The sequence below is a fragment of the Nocardia sp. N2S4-5 genome, from assembly GCF_044628355.1.
Lineage (GTDB): Bacteria > Actinomycetota > Actinomycetes > Mycobacteriales > Mycobacteriaceae > Nocardia > Nocardia wallacei_B.
The window spans coordinates 7852373-7871707 of the sequence record NZ_JBIUPM010000001.1 but is presented as its reverse complement, the minus strand read 5'-3'; the positions used below and the strand labels follow the sequence as shown (position 1 = coordinate 7871707).

19 protein-coding genes are annotated in these 19335 nt (G+C 70.4%); 6 read left to right on the top strand and 13 right to left on the bottom strand.

Features of this window, described 5'->3' with window-relative positions:
• The 6 genes from ACFMRZ_RS36300 to ACFMRZ_RS36275 form a co-directional block, all read right to left on the bottom strand.
• Nucleotides 1-1218 (bottom strand): flavin-dependent oxidoreductase, encoded by a 1218-nt coding sequence (locus ACFMRZ_RS36300; protein ID WP_400182657.1) that lies wholly within the window; start codon nt 1216-1218, stop codon nt 1-3.
• Nucleotides 1218-1736: a chorismate--pyruvate lyase family protein gene (locus tag ACFMRZ_RS36295; protein WP_400182656.1), complete on the bottom strand. Its 519-nt coding sequence runs from the start codon at nt 1734-1736 to the stop codon at nt 1218-1220. Before ACFMRZ_RS36295 ends, ACFMRZ_RS36300 begins: the two co-directional genes overlap by 1 nt.
• Nucleotides 1737-2143: 407 nt before the next feature.
• Nucleotides 2144-3523, bottom strand: a complete 1380-nt coding sequence (locus ACFMRZ_RS36290; RefSeq protein WP_400182655.1) for a styrene monooxygenase/indole monooxygenase family protein — start codon at nt 3521-3523, stop codon at nt 2144-2146.
• 120 nt (nt 3524-3643) lie between these two features.
• Nucleotides 3644-5074: an LLM class flavin-dependent oxidoreductase gene (locus ACFMRZ_RS36285; protein ID WP_400182654.1), complete on the bottom strand. Its 1431-nt coding sequence runs from the start codon at nt 5072-5074 to the stop codon at nt 3644-3646.
• A complete protein-coding gene (locus ACFMRZ_RS36280; protein ID WP_400182653.1) occupies nt 5071-6291 on the bottom strand; it encodes an acyl-CoA dehydrogenase family protein in 1221 nt (406 codons plus the stop codon). Before ACFMRZ_RS36280 ends, ACFMRZ_RS36285 begins: the two co-directional genes overlap by 4 nt.
• A 91-nt stretch (nt 6292-6382) precedes the next feature.
• Nucleotides 6383-6739 carry a hypothetical protein gene (locus ACFMRZ_RS36275; protein ID WP_280273599.1) on the bottom strand — a complete coding sequence of 119 codons (357 nt, stop codon included), beginning with the start codon at nt 6737-6739 and terminating at the stop codon, nt 6383-6385.
• Between the two features lie 248 nt (nt 6740-6987).
• On the opposite strand from ACFMRZ_RS36275, the gene ACFMRZ_RS36270 reads away from it, so the two are divergent.
• Nucleotides 6988-8211, top strand: coding sequence for a helix-turn-helix domain-containing protein (locus ACFMRZ_RS36270; RefSeq protein WP_280273600.1), 1224 nt, complete (start codon nt 6988-6990; stop codon nt 8209-8211).
• Nucleotides 8212-8214: 3 nt separating this feature from the next.
• Here the strand turns inward: ACFMRZ_RS36270 and ACFMRZ_RS36265 are convergent, their stop codons facing one another.
• Entirely contained in the window at nt 8215-8676 is a 462-nt protein-coding gene (locus tag ACFMRZ_RS36265) for an SRPBCC family protein (RefSeq protein ID WP_400182652.1), read from the bottom strand.
• Between the two features lie 386 nt (nt 8677-9062).
• Here ACFMRZ_RS36265 and ACFMRZ_RS36260 point away from each other — a divergent pair, with 386 nt between their 5' ends.
• On the top strand, nt 9063-11126 hold the full coding sequence (locus tag ACFMRZ_RS36260) for an acyltransferase family protein (RefSeq protein ID WP_400183059.1): 2064 nt from the start codon (nt 9063-9065) through the stop codon (nt 11124-11126).
• Between the two features lie 10 nt (nt 11127-11136).
• On the opposite strand, the gene ACFMRZ_RS36255 is transcribed toward ACFMRZ_RS36260, so the two are convergent.
• Entirely contained in the window at nt 11137-12081 is a 945-nt protein-coding gene (locus tag ACFMRZ_RS36255; RefSeq protein WP_400182651.1) for an endonuclease/exonuclease/phosphatase family protein, read from the bottom strand.
• Between the two features lie 101 nt (nt 12082-12182).
• On the opposite strand from ACFMRZ_RS36255, the gene ACFMRZ_RS36250 reads away from it, so the two are divergent.
• Nucleotides 12183-13070, top strand: coding sequence for a hypothetical protein (locus ACFMRZ_RS36250; protein WP_400182650.1), 888 nt, complete (start codon nt 12183-12185; stop codon nt 13068-13070).
• Between the two features lie 36 nt (nt 13071-13106).
• On the opposite strand, the gene bfr is transcribed toward ACFMRZ_RS36250, so the two are convergent.
• The 3 genes from bfr to ACFMRZ_RS36235 all read right to left on the bottom strand — a co-directional run bounded on the left by bfr (nt 13107) and on the right by ACFMRZ_RS36235 (nt 14332).
• A complete protein-coding gene (bfr, locus tag ACFMRZ_RS36245) occupies nt 13107-13589 on the bottom strand; it encodes a bacterioferritin (protein WP_187683765.1) in 483 nt (160 codons plus the stop codon).
• A gap of 61 nt (nt 13590-13650) precedes the next feature.
• Complete coding sequence (locus tag ACFMRZ_RS36240; RefSeq protein ID WP_400182649.1) at nt 13651-13854, bottom strand: bacterioferritin-associated ferredoxin; 204 nt, start codon at nt 13852-13854, stop codon at nt 13651-13653.
• A gap of 97 nt (nt 13855-13951) precedes the next feature.
• Nucleotides 13952-14332: a hypothetical protein gene (locus tag ACFMRZ_RS36235; RefSeq protein WP_400182648.1), complete on the bottom strand. Its 381-nt coding sequence runs from the start codon at nt 14330-14332 to the stop codon at nt 13952-13954.
• 350 nt (nt 14333-14682) lie between these two features.
• On the opposite strand from ACFMRZ_RS36235, the gene ACFMRZ_RS36230 reads away from it, so the two are divergent.
• Genes ACFMRZ_RS36230 through ACFMRZ_RS36220 form a run of 3 tightly spaced genes read left to right on the top strand, consistent with a single transcriptional unit; the run spans nt 14683 to nt 16238 of the window.
• Nucleotides 14683-14904, top strand: coding sequence for a hypothetical protein (locus ACFMRZ_RS36230; protein WP_280273607.1), 222 nt, complete (start codon nt 14683-14685; stop codon nt 14902-14904).
• Nucleotides 14885-15403: a DUF6879 family protein gene (locus ACFMRZ_RS36225; RefSeq protein WP_400182647.1), complete on the top strand. Its 519-nt coding sequence runs from the start codon at nt 14885-14887 to the stop codon at nt 15401-15403. The genes ACFMRZ_RS36230 and ACFMRZ_RS36225 overlap by 20 nt, the downstream gene beginning before the upstream one ends.
• Nucleotides 15384-16238 carry a DUF5753 domain-containing protein gene (locus tag ACFMRZ_RS36220; RefSeq protein WP_280273609.1) on the top strand — a complete coding sequence of 285 codons (855 nt, stop codon included), beginning with the start codon at nt 15384-15386 and terminating at the stop codon, nt 16236-16238. The genes ACFMRZ_RS36225 and ACFMRZ_RS36220 overlap by 20 nt, the downstream gene beginning before the upstream one ends.
• Here ACFMRZ_RS36220 and ACFMRZ_RS36215 read toward each other — a convergent pair.
• Entirely contained in the window at nt 16228-17973 is a 1746-nt protein-coding gene (locus ACFMRZ_RS36215; RefSeq protein ID WP_400182646.1) for an FAD-dependent oxidoreductase, read from the bottom strand. The two genes, ACFMRZ_RS36220 and ACFMRZ_RS36215, sit on opposite strands and share 11 nt — an antisense overlap.
• Before the next feature lie 94 nt (nt 17974-18067).
• Entirely contained in the window at nt 18068-19315 is a 1248-nt protein-coding gene (locus ACFMRZ_RS36210; RefSeq protein ID WP_400182645.1) for a PucR family transcriptional regulator, read from the bottom strand.
• Nucleotides 19316-19335: the final 20 nt, after the last annotated feature.

Genomic DNA, 19335 nt, shown 5'->3' with positions numbered 1-19335 from the left:
TCAGCGGATGGTGCTGGTGCGGCCGTAGCCTTGCGTGATCTCGGCCAGCTCCGCCGGAGTGAGGACGTCCTCGATCCGGTCGAAGCCGCTCGGGGCCCGTTCCGCGACGGTGCGGAGGATGCGGTCCATCGGCATGTCGCGGTTGGCGAGAACGATCTCGTTGACCGTGGCCAGGCGCGCGGACTCGTAGGCGAGCGCACCCCGCTCCGGATCGCCGGTGCGGGCGAGTTCGGCGGCGAGCGTCCGGGCGTCGAGGATGGCCTGGGAACCGCCGTTGGAGCCGATCGGGTACATCGGATGCGCGGCGTCCCCGACCAGAGTGATGCGCCCGGAAGTCCAGTGCGGCAACGGTTCCCGATCCACCATCGGATACTCGAGGATGTGCTCGGTCGCGCCGATGAGTTCCTCGATGTCCACGGTGTCGAAATGCCAGCCCCGGTAGAACGGCAGCACATCCGCCGCCCGGCCGGTGCGATTCCAGTCCGCCACCTCGGCGCCCGCCTCCGGTAATCGCACCTCGGCCACCCAGTTCACCAGCGCCCGCCCCGCGCGCCGGGCAGCCGCCGAAATCGGATAGGCGACGAACTTCGCCGCGTGATTGCTGCCCGCGAACGCCATCGACGCCCCGGACAGGAACGGCCGGGTCATGGTCACGCCCCGCCACATCCGGATGCCGTTCCCGCGCGGCGGCCCTTCCCCGGGGTGCAGTTGCGCGCGCACGGCCGAGTGCAGGCCGTCCGCGCCGACCAGCAGATCCGTCTCCAACTCGACCGCCGCGTCACTGTCACGATCGCGCAGTCGGCTGCGCACACCCTCGTCCGTCTCGACGGCGGCGACGAAGCGGAGGCCCGTTTTCACCGCGTCCGGACCGAGCCGGTCGTGCACCGCGGCCAGCAGCAGGTCTTGCAGTTCGCCCCGGTGCACGGAGTACTGCGGCCAGCGATGCCCCGCGGCGACACCGCGCGGCTCGCGCCAGATCTCATTGCCGAAGCGGTCGAAGTGCAGCACCTCCGCGGTCGGAATGGCCAGTTCGCCCAGGCGGTCGGCCAGCCCGAGCGCGGCGAGTTCCCCGGTGGCGTGCGGCAGCAGATTGATGCCGACGCCGAGCGGCCGCAGGGTGCGGACGCTGTCCACGACCGTCGCCCGGATCCCCTGCTCGTGCAGGCTCAATGCCGTTGTGAGACCGGCGATTCCGGCGCCGACGACCAGGACTCGCATCAGCCCACCCCGACCGGTACATACGCCGGATTGAACCGCTCGTGCAGGTACGCGACCGCCGTGGCGGTGTGGTCCAGCAGCACGCTTTCCTTACAGGCGCAGGGGACTCCGCACGCGTCGTCATCCGCCGGCCAGATGGTCCGCCCGGCCGCCAGCACCGTGCGCCCGAGATGCCGATTGGCCGCCGCCAGGCTGTGACCGATGGGCATCTGCTGCTGAGCGAGCAGCCCGACGAGTCCTCGGTCGGATCCGGCGATGACGACGGAGTTCGCGGACACGGCAACGGTATCGGCGTACAGCGCCGACCGCCGCACGATCACCTGATCCGTCTCGGCGCAGCTCAGCGCCGCGCGCACCGCCTCGGACAGCTCACCGGCGGCCACCTCGTGCTGGTCGAGCACCTCGACCGACAGCCGCCGCCCGACCAGGGCCTCCAGCAGCAGAGTGGTGGACCCGTCGGCGCACAGCAACATACGGGTAACCGACGGAACAGCGAATCTGCTTGTGTCCGTAGACATCTCGATCACCCGACCGAGCATAAAGGCATTCTCGCCATCGCGCTGGCCGGACGGTGGTCCCGGCGGCGTCGCCGAATGTTCGCCGGCGCTGCGGCTCGACTCCGAAACTACCGCCCCGCGCCGTGCGCCGCTCGGTGGCGATCGCGTGGTTACCGCACCGCCCGGCCCGTCTCTCGCCAGGTCGGCGCGTTACGAAGCCGCAGTTCGGGAGTCGGTCCACGCCCGGACACGGCCGCTCGGCGCGCACCGCAGAACCGGTCGGCGTGTCCGATTCAGTGGTGGATGTCACTCCCGGCGAACAAACGCATGAACGGGCTGGGCACCTCAGCGCGGGCGGAAACAGCCGCAGGTCCCGGAGATGTGCCGCACGAAACTCCGGCACACCCCCGGGTACTCCGGCGAGAGGACTACCTGGAGGCCGTGAGCGCGGCGAACTCCGACCGCGAGAACCGGCCCGCGGGCTCGAAGCGCGCCAGCAGTTCCGACGCGGGCACACCCGTGACCGAGGCGACGTATTCCTCGGCGGCGGACACGGTCTCGATGCCCCGGAACGGCTGCGGCCGGTGCAGCAGCCCGACCAGGGCGGAGGCGAACCGGGCATCGACGGCCGCCGCGGCGAAGAACAGGTTGCCGATGTCGGCCAGTTCCGGGTCGCTGAGGAACAGGCGGGTGACGTGGGCGGCGGCCTCGGCCCGCGCGGCCAGGAAAGCGTTGTGCTGCTCGGTGATCCACGCGTCGTCGAACGGACCGCTGTGCGTCGCGGCGGCCGCGACCAGGCGCTGCGCCTGCACGAGCCCGCTTTGCGCGCCCTGCCCGGCGATCGGGTCGTAGGCGACGGCGGTGTCACCGAGCGCGGCGACGGGATGGCCACCGGCGGTGTGCCCCAGGCCGGCCCGGAACACCGGCCGCACCGCGCCCTTCAACCAGGAGTGCCGGTCCTCCGCGATCACCTGGGTGGCCTGCACCTCGGGCAGGTCCCAGTCGAGGTAGTCGCGGTAGAGGTCCTGCACGATGCGATGCGCCGACTCGGCGGAATCCGCTGCGCTGAAACGCTTCTCCCAGTCGCTACCCGGCCGCGCCCAGCCCAGGAACGCCCAGCTGGGGCCGACGTCCTTGTGCAGGTACGGTCCCCACCAGCCCTCGCCCTGGTCGGCGCGGATGGAGAAGCCGCTGCGCGCGCCGCCGGCGGGGCTGCGGTGGGCGAAGACGTTCTCGTCGAAGCCGAGCCCGGTCACCGTGACCGTCAGCAGGGTGCGCTGCGGGGCGTCGTAGACAGTGCGCGCCGAGTCGATCGGGAACAGCTCCGACAGCCCGCCGCGGCCCGTGGCGACCAGCGTCAGGTCATGCGCAGCGGCGATGCCGTCGAGCTTCTCCGGCGTCACCGCCTCGACCACGAACTGGCCGCCGCGCTCCTGGAAGGCGGTCAGGCGGTCGTCGGCCTTGAGCCGGGTGTCGACGGCGAGACCGGTGTAATCGTCGAAGGCGCCGTCGAATTCGATGAGTTCGGCATCCGGCGCCGCGATGCGGACGGTGAGGCCGGTGTGCAGCGGCGCGCGGTCGGCGTAGCTGGTGAGGCCCAGCGCGGCCTCGGCGGCCTGCGCCTCACCGAAGATCAGCGCGGTCCCGGTGGCGGGCACGTCGTCACGCAGCGACCGCTGGTCGCGGTCGCTGTACACGGTGACATCGAAGCCGGCGTCGAGCAGGCCGAGCGCCGCGGTGACACCGGTCTGCCCGGCGCCGATGATCGCGGCCGAGCGGGTGGATTCGGAGCGGGGTTGTGTCGTCATAGCGAAATCCTCCGGTTCGGGGCGTGCACAGTGGAGTATTGCGATCAGCGGGAATAGATCGGTTCGCCTCGGGTCACGACGAACTTGTTTGGGACGAGCGGCAATTGAAGCTGGGCCCGCCTACTCCGCCGCGAGCGCGGCGCCCGGACGGGACTCGGTGTCGGGCAATGCTGTAGACCCTGGCCCGCCGAGTCGGTATCGCGCGCCGCGATGTTCCGGGGGCAGCCGGTCACCGGCGCCGAACAGCGCGTTGCGCAGCGTCCCCGGCACATACTCCCGCGGATACGCGCCTCGTTCGGTCAGGACCGGGACCACGTGCCGCACAACGTCTTCGAACGAGGCCGGCGTCACGGCGTAGGCGAGGTTGAACCCGTCGACATCGGTATCGGCCACCCATTCCTGCAGCCGGTCGGCGACCGTCTCGCCGGAACCGACGAAGACCGGCCCGATCCCGCCGATCCCGGCCCACCGGCCGATGTCGCGCACGGTCCACTCCCGGCCGTCGTCGTCGAACTCCTGGAAGGCCGCGACCGCCGACCGGATGGCATTGCTCTCCACCTGGCCGATCGGATCGTCGAGGTCGTAGCGGGACAGGTCGATTCCCATCCAGCCCGACATGAACACCAGCCCGCCCTCGATGCTGGCGTAGGACAGGTACTCCTCGTGCTTGCGCCGCGCCTCGTCGTCGGTCGGCCCCGTGATGATGGTGGACAGGGCGTAGACGCGTGCGGCGTACCGGTCCCGGCCCGCCGCCTCCAGCGCGTCGCGGATGGTCGAAACCGTCTGCGTGAGCACGCGTTTCGACGGCGCGGCGACGAAGATCGCCTCCGCGTTCTCGGCCGCGAACCGCACCCCGCGCGGCGACGCGCCCGCCTGGTAGATCACCGGCGTGCGCTGCGGCGACGGCTCGGACAGATGGATGCCCGGCACCGTGTAGTGGCGGCCGCGGTGCCCGATGTGGTGCACCTTCGCCGGGTCGACATAGATCCCCTGGGCGGCGTCGCGGACCACCGCGTCGTCCTCCCACGAGCCTTCCCACAGCTTGTACAGCACCTCCAGGTATTCGTCGGCCTGGTTGTAGCGCTCGTCGTGGTCGAGTTGGTCGGCGGCGCCGAAATTGCGTGCGGCCGAAGGCAGATAGCCGGTCACGACGTTCCAGCCGATGCGGCCGCCGGTGAGATGATCGAGCGTGGACAGCCTGCGGGCGAACGGATACGGATGCTCGAACCCGGTTCCCGTGGTGATGCCGAAGCCGAGATGTTTCGTCGCCGCCGCCATCGCCGAGACCAGTAGCAGCGGATCGGCCACCGGGATCTGCGCGCCCTGCCGCAGCGCCGCGATGTCGTTGCCGCCGTACACGTCGTAGGTGCCGAGCACATCGGCGATGAAGATGCCGTCGAAGCGGCCCTGTTCCAGCAGGACCGCGAGGTCGGTCCAGTAGCTCAGTTCCTTGTACCGGTGCGACTGGTCCTCGGGGTGGCGCCACAGTCCCGGCGACTGGTGGGCCACGCAGTTCATGTCGAACGCGTTGAACCGGATGCGCCGCGTCATCGCGCACCGCCCTCGGTCTTGCGCTCACCGGCACTCCACGCGAACGGCAGGTCCGCACCGTTGAGCAGATGGTCGCCGATGGCACGCGCCTTGAAGATGGCCGGGTTGTGCACGGAGATGGTACGGGCATTGCGCCAGTGCCGATCCAGCCGCAGCCGCTCGGAGGTCACCGACGCCCCGCCCACCTCGAACAGCTGGCTGGTCGCCGCCAGGACCGTGTCGATGACCGTCAGCTGCGCCTGTGCGGCGGCCAGTTCCGCTGCCACCAAACCCTTTTCGTCGCCCGCGCCACCGGCCAGCACCTCGTCGAGCACGTCGGCGACCGCCAGCACGCTCGCGCGGGCGGCGAACGCGGCCGCAGACAGGCGGCCGATCACCTGCTGCACCAGCGGATCGTGCCGGGGCAGGTCGGCCGACGCGTGGGTGTAGGTGCGGGTGCGCTGCGAGACCCATTCGCGGGCATCGCGTTCGGCGCGCTGGGCGATGCCCGCGAGCACCGCCAGCTGCACCAGCTGGAGATACGCCGTCGCGTAGGTGGGCCCCGCGACGCCGTATCCGGGCCCGAGCACATCCTCCTCCGACACCACGACGTCGGTGAATTCCGTTGTGCCGCTAGCGGTCAGCCGCTGGCCGAAGCCGTCCCAGTCGTCGTGCTGGCGCACCCCGTCGGCCTTCGCGCCGACCAGCACGCCGACCCGCTCGCCGTCGCGGTCGGCCGCGGTGAGGATGTGATCGGCGTACAGCGATCCGGTGCTGTAGTACTTGATGCCGTTGAGCAGCAGCCGATCTCCGTCGCGCGTGAGCCGGGTCTGGTAGCGGTCGACGGCCCCGACGCCGGGTTCGGTGATGGCGTTGCCGACGAGCACTCCCTCCCCGGTGGCGCGCAGCCACCGTTCGCGCACCGGGCCCGGCCCGGCCAGCAGTTGATCCTCCACGAACGAGAAGTGCACCCGCAACGCCTGCGGGATATTGGATTCGGCGGCCGCCAGCTCGATCAGCTGTCGGAACAGCTGCCGCACGCTCGCGCCGTAGCCGCCGAACTCGGCGGGCACGCGCAGTGCGCCGAACCGCGCGGCGCGCAACTGGGCCACCTCGTCGTAGGGCAGTTGCCGGTCGACCTCGCGATCGACGGCGCCGACGGCGATCCGCTCGTAGATCGGTGTGAAGACCGCGTCCAGCTCGGCGTCGGTCACGGAAGGCACAGCGGTGGAAGTCATGCTTCACCCTCGCCCACCACCCCCGGTGCGCTCACGGGTTGCGCGCACCGCGATCAAAACACCTCGCGCCGCGCCCGGCGACGACCGCCGCTCAGCCCCGGTAGATCCGGTCGACCGTGGTGGTCAGCAGTTCCTGCAGCGTGGCGAGCGAGGCGTCGGCCCGCTCCGGCCCGCCGCCGAGCACATCGTTGTCGTCCAAGCCGTCCGCGATACCGCCCGCGACCGCGCGGTGCACGGCATCGAGTGCGACCCCGCTGTGGCGGCAGTGCACCGCCGCGTACTCGAACCAGTCCAGCGTCGTCACGCCCGCGGCCTCCGCCGCCCGCACGACCGACAGCGCCGACTCGAAACCCGCACGCACCGTGGCATCGTGGGCGGCATCGGCGGCCCGGCGCACACCGGGACGGGGTCTGCCGTACCGACCCGCATCGTGTGGCTCCGCGCTCATACCACTCCTTCCTCCCCGGCGACACCTTGCCTTCGACGGTACGACACCGTACGCGCGCGACCGCCCGCGAACGCGGAATCGCCGGGATCGTCACCCGTCGCCGGACACGCGGCCTTGTGACCGTTCACAGTCTCCGGCGCACGGCTCCCCGCGCGTTCACAGAACCTGGGCCAGTTGGGTTTTCCGTTGTGACCGGAGCGTTACCGTGAGGTGCTACGCGAGACGCGCGGCGACGGAAGGGATCCACGATGACGGCTACCGGCACCGAGCACCACGACCTGACCGTCTCGGGGCAACCGGTCACCTCGCCACTCAAGGATGTGCGGGCGCTGGCTCGGAAGATGGTAGGCCACTTCGTGGACAATGTCGCGCCGTGCGGGACGCTGCCCGGCGACGCGCTGCGCGGCGATATCACCGCCGTCACCCGCGCCTGCCTGGAGCTGGCGATCAGCATGCTCGACGGCACCGACATCCCCGACAAGACGGTCCGGCTCGAACAGGCCGCCGCCAACTGGGCCCGCGAGGGCATCCCGATCGACACCATCCAGCACGCGCTGCACGAGGGCTTCCGGCTCGGCTTCGACCTCATCCTGGACCGCGCCACACCCGACGACTTCGACAGCCTCAAGGGCGCGTCGCGACGCCTGCTGGACGTCCTCGACACCATCAACGCCACCGTGTCCCGCGCCTATGTCAAGGAATTGCGCGGCGTGGTCGGCGAACACCACACCGCGGTGCACACGCTCACCTCGGCGCTGCTCGCCGGGCACCCGACCTCGGTGATGGCGCGGGAATCCGGCATCGAGATCGCCGCAGCCTATCACGTTGTCGCGCTGGCGGTTCCGGCGCACCCGGACGAACGCAATCCCGCGCTCAACGGTCAGGTGGTGGCGCGGCGCAAGCTGCGGCGGGTGCAGGCGGCGCTGGCCGACCGCTGCGGCGACACCGCGCTGTCGCTGCTGAGCGTCGACGGCGGCACGGTGCTGATCCCGTCGACCACCATCGCCGACGGGGATCTCGACGAGTTCGTGGCGGTGCTCTCGCGCAACGCGCAGGTTCCCGTGACCGCCGCGGTGATCGACGCGAGCGCGGCCGACATCCCCGCGGCCGCCCGGCGCGCCCACGAACTGCTCGACATGGTGCAGCGCCTGCACTGCCAGCCGGCGCTCTACCGCTTCGACAACCTCGCGCTGGAGTATCAGCTCACCCGGCCCGGGCCGGGGCGCGAATACCTCGGCGCGCTACTGGACGTGCTGGACGACCACCCCGAACTGCTCGGCACCCTGCGCAAGCACATCGGCACCAATTTGAACCGGCAGCAGACCGCGCGGGCGCTGCACGTGCACACCAACACGGTCGACTACCGGCTGAAGCGAGTCGCCCAGCTGACCGGATTCGATCCCACCCAGCCGGCCGGGCTGTGGTATCTGCGCTCGGCTCTCGTGGCGCGCACGTACCGCGCCGCCGAGTAGCGGTCAGCCGTTCTCGGCGAGTTCCGCGAGCCTGTCCAGGGACGCGCGCAGACGGTCGGCCGTGGTGGCGCGGGCGCGGACGAGACGCTTCTCGTCGGCCAGCCGCGTCCAGTCGTAGGTGTGGGTGACGCGGGTGCGCGCCGCGTCGAGGGGCTCGACCTCCCAGCGCCACAGGTGCCCGGGCGGCTGCTGACCGGGTTCCGCGGGCCGCCAGGCGATCCGGCGGCCCTCCTCGAATTCGACCACGTGGTTCTCCCGGACCACGCCCGGCTTGGTCAGCGCCGTCACGAAGACGTCGCCGACGGCGTGCGGGCGTTGTCCCGCAGCGGCTTCCGACAGATTGTCGTTGCCGTCCCAGCTCGGCTGCCGGGCCGGATCGGCGATGAGTTCGAAGATCCGGTCGGCGGGGGCGGCGATCTCGCGATCGGCGGACACGATGCGTGCTTCCACGGTGCTGTCGGTCATGCCCCGATCGAAGCACCCGACCACCCGATCGCGCCAGCGGGCCTTCTTTCGGACGGCCGGGCGGTATGCGGGAACGAAGGGCGGGGCCATCCTCGCTGCCGGGCGGTGAGCGGTGGTGGGACGCAGGGTCGTAACACGTTTGTAGCGAATGAGCAGTTACCCTGTTGCGGGAGTGCAGCACTCCGTCCATACCCGAGCGCGGAACGTCGGCGAACTCACAGCTACGGTCCGTGCCGGATTGGACCCTTGTTCGAGCACCGTGGTAAGAGAAATGTCGTGCCCCTTCCGATCGCTGTTCATCCCGCACCGGGCCGCCGTGACACGCTGAGCGACACACGCCCGGCCCCCGGCGCGCGGCGTCTGCGGTGACGGCGCGGCCGGACCGGATGGCGATCGGCGCACGCGGCCAGCAAACCCGGGCGGCGGGACGCTCGGGAGTCGCGGCGTACCGGCACGACCTGGACGGGCTCCGTGGTGTCGCCATCGCACTGGTGGTCATATTTCACATCTGGTTCGGCCGGGTGTCCGGTGGCGTCGATGTCTTCCTGGTGCTGTCGGGATACTTCTTCACCGGACTGTTGCTGCGCCGCGCGGCGGCCGGATCGGTGGGCGTCGCCGCGACCCTGCGCCGCACCGCGCGGCGGCTGCTGCCCGCCTTGGTGACGGTGCTGGCGGCGGTGGTCGCCACGACACTGCTCCTGCGGCCCTACACGCAGTGGAACGAGCTGGCGAGTCAGACGCTGGCCTCGCTGTTCTACTACCAGAACTGGCAGCTCGCGCTGTCGTGGTCGAACTACGCGGCCGCCGATCCGTCGGTCAGCCCGCTACAGCATCTGTGGTCGATGTCGGTACAGGGCCAGTTCTATCTGGCCGCGATCGTGCTGGTCGCCGTGGCGGCGAAGGTCGCGAAACCGGGCACGCTGCCGCGGGTCACGGTCACGGCCGTCACCGTAATGGCAGCGCTGTCGTTCGCGTATGCCGCCCACGGCACCGGCGCGCACCAGGGCTGGAGCTATTACGACAGTGTCGCGCGGGCATGGGAACTGCTCGCCGGGGCCGCGCTCGCCGTCGTCGCGCCGAGGTTGGCCCCGCCGCGCTGGGCCCGGACCGTACTCGCGGTGTTCGGCATCGGCGCGGTCGTCGCCTGCGGCTGGTTGCTCGACGGCGCGGGCCTGTTCCCGGGACCGGCCGCGCTGCTGCCCGTGAGTGCCGCCGCGGCGCTGATCGTCGCCGGAAACACCGCGGAACCGGCGGACCGCCCCCTGCCCAACCGGGTCCTGACCTGGCAGCCCATGATCCGGCTCGGCGACATCGCGTACGCGCTGTACCTGTGGCACTGGCCGATTCTCATCTTCTATCTCGCCGAACGCGGGCGGCCCACGGCCGGAATCGGGGACGGGCTGGTAGTGATCGCGCTGTCGCTGGCGGCGGCGTGGGCGACGTTCCGGTTCGTCGAGCAGCCGCTACGGCTGCGCGCCGGCGCTCCCCTGACCCCGGCGATCTATCGCCGCCGTGCCGGGGCGGCGGTTTCCGCGGCGGGGGTGACGGTCGCGCTGCTCGCCACGGTCTGGATCGTGGTCGTCGGCGCCAATCCGCCGCGTCCGGTCGGGGCGCTCGATCCGGCCCGGTATCCCGGCGCCGAACAGCTGGCCGCCGGCGCCGGGGCCCTCGACGCCCCGATGCGGCCGTCGATCGCCGAGGCGCCCGGGGATCGGGCCTATCCGGCGCGCGACGGATGCATCGCCGACTTCGATACTCGCGACGTCGTGACCTGTACCTACGGTGATCCGGACGCCCATCGGACGTTGGCCGTCGTAGGTAGCTCGCATGCCGAGCACTGGATACCGGCGCTACACGAGCTGGGACAGCAGCACGCGTTCCGCATCGTCGTGTACCTGAAAATGGGCTGCCCGCTGACTGTTTCCGCGGACACCATGTACAAGGGCGAGCGCATCCCGGACTGCCGGGACTGGTCGCGGGAGGTGATCGACCGGCTCGGCGCCGAACGTCCCGACTGGGTGTTCACCACCGGCACCCGGCCCCGCGACACCACCGGTGACGAGACCCCCGCCGACTACCTGGACGTGTGGACCCAGCTCGCGGAGCGCGGCCTCAACGTCGTCGCCGTACGCGACACACCGTGGTTGCGCCGCAACGGAATTCGCTACCGCGCCATCGACTGCCTGGCCCAGGGCGGCGACCGCATCGGCTGTGGGATGCCCCGCACCGACGCCCTCGACCCGGTCAACCCCGCCGCCGTCCCGGCCGCCGCGTACCCGAACGTCTTCCCCATCGACCTCAGCAATGCCGTCTGCGAACCCGAGATCTGCCCGGTCGTGGTCGGCAACGTCCTGCTCTATCACGACGAGCACCACCTCACCGCCACGTATTCGCGGTCCCTGGCGCCCGAACTCGAACGCCAGTTGCAGCCCATCCTCCGGTGGTGGTGAGCGACGGCCCTCACCATCGGATGCGCGCCACCAGGGCCCGATGGTCCGCGCCGGGCAGCGACACCGTCTCCGCCGCGACCGCCCGCCCACCGGCGACGAGGATGTGGTCGATCCCGATCAGCGGCGGCCAGCGCTTGTCGGTGGGGTAGGTGACGAGCAGTCCCGCGCCCGCCTCTTCGGCGGCATCGGCGAAGCGGCCGGTGAGGAACGCCCGGAACTGCGAGTGGTCGTAGGTCGCGTTGAAGTCGGCGCCGACGAGCGCGGGACGGTCCGGCGCGCGGTCGAGAATGGCTCGCAGCCGTGCCAATTCGTCGCCCCAGACCTGCGTGCCGAACACCGGCGGCACCGGATGAAACGCGTACACCGTGACCGGACCCACGTCCGGGATCGTCGCCGTCGCCGAGAGCTGATTCAGCACGAACCCGTCGTATTCGACGGTGTCCGACAGCGGGTAGGCGCTCCAGATCCCGGTACCGGCCGCGTTGCGGCCCGGCGCGACGAATCGGTGCGGCAGCAGCCGGTCGAGTCCCGCCCCGCCCAGCGCCTCGACCGCCGCCGGGGTGAGTTCCTCGACCGTCAGCACGGTGACGTCACGTGACCGCACCTCGTCGACCAGTGCCCGGGGGTCGGCGCCGTCGAACAGCAGATTGGCCTGCATGACCGTGACACCCGGACCGTCGTCCGCGGTCGAGCGCCCGACGAACAGCGGAGCGAGCGTCCACAGCGCCGCAACGACGACAACGACCGCCACGGCCGCGCCGACCCGATTCCGCACCGCCGCGAACCCCACCACCCCGACCAGGGCGGCACACATCAGATACGGCGCGCCCGACGCCGCGAGCACGACCAGCCGCGACCATGACGGGCTGAAGTGCAGCGCCACCCCCACCGCACCGACCAGCGTCGCCACCCCCGCGCACACCTCGACACCGACCCGGACCGCCTTCGACCACACGACGATCAGACAAGCACGCCGTCGCACCGGTTGATCGGCGGCATCCCCAACTGCGGGAAGAGGGAAAATAGGGGCATGCCTGTGGAGTGTGGGGTACGGCAATGGATTTCGCAGACGTCGTCCTGACCGTCGGCCTGCCGGTGGCAGGCGCGATCCTGGTCCCGGGACCGCTGGGCGGGATGATCGGTGGCGCGGTCGGCGGTGCGATCGGCGGGTATCTGAACGCGAAGGTACACGGCGAGAATTCGCAGGACACCTTCACCAGCACCGCGTTCAGCGCCCTGATGGGCGGGCTCGGTGGCCGGCTGGGCGGCAAGGTGGGCGCGAAGCTGCTGGAGAAGGTGGCCCGGGATGCGCGCGCGGGCTGGATACCGGTCAACACGTTCGCCAAGCTGAAGAACACCGTGGGGCCCGGTATCCCGCAGGCCGTGCTGGCCGGCGCCGGCAGTGGATGGGCGCGCTCGATCCTGAACCACGGACCGTCGCGTACGAACGCCGAGGAACTGCCCGCACTGCGCAAGCCGAGTGCGGTGGCCCCGCAGGTGGACAACCTGTACAACCAGCTGCCGGACCTCTTCGGCCGCGCGTCGTCGGTGCTCGGCGGGGCCGGTCCGGCGTCGAAATACGTAGCGGCGCCGGTCGCTTCGACCTCGACACTGCGAGCACCGCAGGAGCGCAGCGGAATTCCCAACTACGACACGGGCCGCCGGTCCCTGGACGACTCGGTCGCCACCACCGCCGCGAACGATCGCCGAGTCGCCGACGCCGTCCGCGTCGCCGCCACGTCCTCGGCCGAAGGCCATACCGCCCTGGCGAATACGGTCGCCACGCTCAATCGCGGCGCCGACGTCCCGGTCGGCGGCGTGCACCGCGACACCTATTTCCTGAACCAGATCGATCGCGCGGCCAGCGGCGCCCAGCAGATCCTCCAACGCACCCAGGACGCAGGCACCCAGCTCGCCCGCTCGCTACCCGCCGCGACCGTGTGACCGAGTGGGCGAGGTCGGGGACCTCGCCCGCGGCGGTCAGTCTCCCTCGGGAGTGTCGGTGTAGCGCTGCAGGTACAGCTGTTCGCCGAGCTTTTCGAGCAGGTCGAGTTCGGTTTCCAGATAGTCGACGTGGTGCTCCTCGTCTTCCAGGATGGCCTCGAAGACGCGGGCGGAGGTGACGTCGCCGCGGGAGCGCATCAGGTCGATGCCGCGGCGCAGGCGGTCGACCGCCTCCATTTCGATCTGCAGGTCCGCGCGCAGCTGTTCGGGGACGGTCTGCCCGATGCGCAGCGGGTTGAGTTTCTGGTAGTTCGGCAGCCCCTCCAGGAAGAGGATGCGGTCGGTCAGCACCTCCGCGTGCTTCATCTCATCGATGGATTCGTAGCGGGTGTGCTTGGCGAGTTTGGTGAAACCCCAGTTCTCCTGCATCTTGGCGTGCAGGAAGTACTGGTTGATCGCCGTGAGTTCGGCCGTCAACTGCTCGTTGAGCAGCCCGATGATTTCCTTGTCGCCTTCCATAGCGTGTGATCGTGTCACAGCTCACAATCGGCGACCCGGTTAGGCAGACCTGAGTGTCGGGTCAGGCGGCCGGCGCCTCCGCCACCGCGGTCACCGGGGCCTCGACGCGGGCTCGGCCGATCACCTCGGCCAGCCGCGCGGTGCACGAACCGCAGCCTGGCTGCCAGCCACACGCCTTCTTCACCTGCCGCGTCGAGCAGGCGCCCGCGGCGACACAGCGGTGCACGTCTTTCTCGGAGACGGCGTTGCAGATGCAGACGTACACGGCGGGCCTCGATAGCGCGGGGGCAGGGTCGGCGAGGTTAGCCTCAACTAAAGAGGTAAGCCTCCCCTAAGGTATAGCATCCCGCCATCGGGGGCTGTCAATAGCCATACCGCCTCGCACCGACACCGACCGATCTCGGCCGAGCGCCGCGGAGCGCGTCTACACCACCCGGCTGGAGTCGGGTTTGATCTTCCCGGCCTCGACCAACGCCTGCCAGGCCGCCGCCTTGCGGCGGCACTCGTCGGTGCTGCCAGCCGCGATGCCGCTGCATGATCTTCTGCGCCTCGTGCACACTCAGCGGGTGGTCGGGAGTCTCGTGCGGCCAGCCGTTGGGCCACAGGCCCGCATCGGCCGCCCGGGCGTCCTCCGCCAGGATCTGCTCGCGTCGCCGCTGGGCCCGCACGCGGTCGGCGTGCTCCGGCTCGTCTTCCGGCTGTTGCTTTTCGGCGTCTTCGCGCCACCAGTCGAACACCACCATCGTCCACCCTCGATCGGTCCGGCCATCGGAGAGCCCACCGCCAGGAAGCAATTCGGCATCGGTCGTGGTGTCGATATCGGCCGGCCGATGCCGTTCGCGGCGTCTTCCTGGCGATGGGCTGCCACCAACGTTATGGGTGACATGTCTTCGGAGGGAAGCTTGTTGCGAAATGTTGCGACAAATGCCTCGCGGGCTTGCGAAACCACGGCGTCGAGGCCCGAGAATGTAGCCGCGACAGGACAACTGGCGTGCCGCGCGCCCGGATGCCGGACAGGTTGACGGGTCTCATCCCGGACGAGAAGATGTGTGGACATTCGCAACATCTCGCAACAAGTAGGTAGGGGCTCGCCATGCGTCTGACGTTTGTTGCCAAGGATCCGGGCTCGAACCCTTCGGGCTCGCCGACGCTCTACCGCACCGACCGCGAGTCCTGGGTGGTGCAGGGCTGGGTCGTCACCGACCCCGAAACCCTCGCCCGGATGGGCATTCCCGAGGGTGAGACGTGCGTCGAGATCCCGGACAGGCTAGTTCCGTTCTTCGGGCAGGGAGATAGTGACCTCGATCAGCGATGACGAATTCGACCGGCTACTAACCGAATTCGAGTCGGATGCCGCCCACCTCGAGACCCGCGACGCCTACGGCACCGCGGTGGAACTGCCACACATGGCCAAGTGGGCGCACGGCGAGCCCGACGACCTCGGCTGGCTGGCGGACTGGTGCGGCACGCTCCGCGGCCACGCGGCCGCCGGGCGGACGGTGCGGCGCGCACGCATCGTCTCCGAACCGCTCAGCGACTATCAGCGGTGGTCCCACAGCATCGCCCAGCCGATGGTGGACGCGGGCGAGGACATCCGCTGGGTCCCCCGTCGGCTGGTGTCCACCGTCGCGATTCCCGGCAACGACTTCTACCTGCTCGACGAGCGCTTGGTGATCTTCCTGCACTACACCGGTGACGGCCACGCGGCCGGCAAGACCACCTCGACCGCGCCGGACGATATCCGCTTGTGCCGCACCGCTTTCGAGACGGTGTGGCGGCTGGCTGTACCGCACCGTGACTACCGGCCCCGCTAGCGGCGCGCAGGAGGCCCGCCGCGCGCTGGGCAGACGACTGCGCGAACTCCGGCACGCCGCCGGACTGACCGTCCGCGAACTCGGCGCCGCCAACGACTGGCATTTCGCGCGGGTGTCGAAGATCGAGAACGGCGTGCAGTCACCCACCGACCGCGACATCCGGCTGTGGTGCCGCGCGTGCGCCGCCGAGGAGCAGATCCCGGACCTGGTCGCCACCCTGCGCACCGTCGACGAGGCGTACGTGGAGTTCCGGCGGCAGAGCCGCGCGGGCATGAAGCGCGTGCTCGGCGCGCACACGCTCGAAAGATACGAGCGCACCAAGGTGTTTCGCGTCTACGAGCACAACGTCGTGCCCGGCCTGTTCCAGACGGCCGAGTACTCCGCGGCGATGCTGTCGTTCTGGGTGCGGTTCCTCGGCACCCCGAACGACGTCGAGGACGCGGTGGCGGTCCGGATGCAACGACAGCGGATCCTGCAGCGCGGCGGCAAGCGGTTCGTCGTACTGCTCGAGGAGCAGGCGCTGCGGACCTGGTTCGGCACCGCGGAGGTGCAGGCCGGCCAGCTGGGCCGGTTGCTGGAGCTGATGGCCCTGCCCAACATCTCCCTCGGCATCATCCCGCTCATGACCGAGCGCGCGGCGGTCGCCTCCACCGGATTCTGGATCTTCGACGACGATCTGGTCGCGGTGGAGACGCCGACGGCGAACATCCAGGTCACCCAGCCCGCCGAATGCGGCCTGTACGCGCGGATGTTCGAGGAGCTGAAGCGCTCGGCGGTGCACGGCCGCCAGGCGCGGCGCCTGATCCTCGACGCGCTCGCCGAACTCAGCCGGTAGCCCGCGGTCCGGCCGCGTCCGGCGCGGAATCGCGGACCACGTACAGCGGCAGGCGCAGGGCCGCGGGTGCGCCGGGGGGCACCACCGGCTGCCGCGGCAGCACCGCGGGGATGCGGCGGTAGGGCCCGCCCATCGGCGGCCGGGTGTCCTCCGCACCGTTGTTCGGCCACAGCGACGCGGCGCGTTCGGCCTGTGCCGCGATGGTCAGCGAGGGGTTCACCCCGAGGTTCGCCGAGATCGCCGAGCCGTCGACGACACTCAGCGTGGGATAACCCCAGACCCGGTGGTACGGGTCGAGGACGCCGTGTTCGGCATCGGCGCCGATGACACAGCCGCCGATGAAATGCGCCGTCATCGGGACGCCGAAGACATCCGGCCAGGTGCTGCCGGGCGTGGCGCCGAGCTTCTCGGAGACCCGCCGGGTCACCTCGTGGCCGGGCGGGATCCACGTCGGATTGGGCTCGCCGTAGCCCTGCTTGCTGGTGAAACGGCGACCGAACAGCCCGCGCTTGGTGTAGGTGGTGATCGAATTGTCCAGGCTCTGCATCACCAGCAGGATCAGGGTGCGCTCGCTCCAGCGGCGAGTCCGCAGCAACCGCACCGTCAGCACCGGATGCGCCAGGGCGGTGCCGAAAACCCTTGCCCAGCGCGGTGTCCGGCGCCCGCCGTCGACGAGGTAGGTCTGCAACAATCCCATCGCGTTGGAACCCTTGCCGTAGCGGACCGGCTCGATGTGGGTGTCGGCGGTGGGATGGAACGACGAGGTGATGGCGACCCCGGCGGTGAGGTCCAGCTCCGGATTCACCTCGGTGCGGCCCGCTCCGAGAATGGCCTCCGAATTGGTGCGGGTGAGTACCCCGAGCCGGGGCGAAAGATGCGGCAGCACACCGGAATCGCGCATCCGGAACAGCAACTGCTGGGTCCCCCAGGTGCCCGCCGCGAGCACCACCTGGCGGGCCGAGAACGTCCGCGGCCGACGGCGGACCCACGCGCCGGTACGGCGGGTGTCTACCCGCCAGCTGCCGTCCGGCTGCGGCCGCAGCGCGGTCACGGTGGTCATCGGGTGTATCTCGGCGCCGGCGCGTTCGGCGAGCCCGAGGTAGTTCTTCACGAGGGTGTTCTTCGCGCCGTGCCGGCAGCCGGTCATGCACTCGCCGCACTCGACGCAGCCGGTGCGCTCGGGGCCGACGCCGCCGAAATACGGGTCCGGCACGGTCTTTCCGGCCTCGCCGAAGTAGACGCCGACCGGAGTGGGGACGAACGTGTCGCCGACGCCCATGTCGCGCGCCACCGATTCGATGATCTCGTCGGCGGGCGTGGTGTGCGGGTTGGGGACCACGCCGAGCATCGCCCGGGCCTGGTCGTAATGCGGGCTCAATTCCGCGTCCCAGTCGGTGATTTCGGCCCACTGCTGGTCGCCGAAGAAGGCCGGGCCCGGCTTGTACAGGGTGTTGGCGTAGTTGAGCGACCCGCCGCCGACGCCCGCGCCCGCGAGGATGAAACAGTCCCGCAGCCGGTGAATGCGTTGAATCCCATAGCAACCCAGCCGCGGCGCCCACAGATAGCGGCGCAGATCCCAATTCGTGGCGGCGAAGTCGGCATCGGAGAACCGGCGGCCGGCCTCGACCACCGCGACCCGGTAACCCTTCTCCACCAGCCGCAGCGCCGTCACGCTGCCACCGAATCCGGAACCGACGATCAGCACGTCGACATCGCACCGCCGCTCTGCGGTCATGGCCACCTCCTGGCACCGACGCTAACAGCCCGCATCCGCGCGAAGACCGCCTTTGTGGTGACTACCAGTGTCCCCGCGAGCGGCCCCCGACAGTTCACAGCACGCTGCCGACCTGCCCCGGCTCGAACATGCGCGCGACGAAACTCGCCCGCAGATACCACAGGTCGGTCGGGGCGTCCGGGTTCAGACCCGTGAGCGCCGCGATCCGGTCGAGGCGGCGGCGCACGGCGCTCACCGAGATGCCCAGCCGCCGGGCCGCGGACTCGCGTTTGCACTGGGACGCGAAGAAGGCGTCGACGGTATCGACCAGTTCGGGTTCGTCCTGCAGCGGGTCGAGCAGCGACCGCAGGTGGCGGTTGGCCGGACCCGGTTGCACCAGTTGGTATTCGCACGCCAGATCCCGGAAGCGGTACAGGCCCGGCCCGCGATCCAACCGCAGTGCCAGGTCCAGGAGTTGGTGCGCGCGATCGGCGGCCCGCGGGATCCGATCGTTCGGCGACGACACGAACGCCGCCGTCACCGGCGCCTCCGCGGCGCACGCCAGCCGGTCGATCAACGCGGCGAGCCGCTCGTCGGCCGCCTCGGCGTCGGCGGACGCCGGGACCAGCGCCGTGCCCCCGTCGACGCTCAGCAGCGCCAGCACGCGCGGTCCGGGTTCCCGCGCCAGCTCGGCCTGCACCCGGCGCAGTTTGCGGCGCGCCACCACTCCGCCGTCCAGACGCGGATCGTGCTCGTCGGAGTGCGCGCCCAGCGCTACCGCCACCACCAAATAGGTCTCGGCCAGCTCGACCTCGTTGCGGCGCACCATGATCGAATCGACGCGGCCGGTCAGCAGCGCCGACACCAGCGTCTGGGAGGCGACCCGCCGCTCGCCGGTCATCGCCCGTACCTCGTGGGCATAGCCGCGCGCGACCGCGGTCGACAAGGTCCGCAGCGCCTCGATCAGCACCACGCCCGCGCCGTACAGGCGGGCCGCGCCGTCGGGCCGGGCGCGGGCGCCGACCACCGATTCGGTCACGGCCTCGGCGGCGGCGTGCACCGCGTGCTGGATCGTCTCGACCGGTAGATCCCGATCCGCCCAGCGAGCCGCGATCGTCTCCAGCCGGGTCGCCGTGCGATCGGGCACCCGCTCGTCCGCGGCGGCCGCCGTCACGATGGCTTCCATACAGCAGCGGACCACCGTGAGCAGATCACCGCGCACACCCGGGTCCGAGCGCGCCCCGTCCGCGACCGCGGACAGGTCCAGGCCGTCCACGATCTTGCGGGACAGCGCCGGATAATTCGGGACGCCGTGCCCCTCGGCGGAAATTCCCGGATTCGCGATACCGTCGGTTACAGTCACAACCGGACCCCCGATTGGGA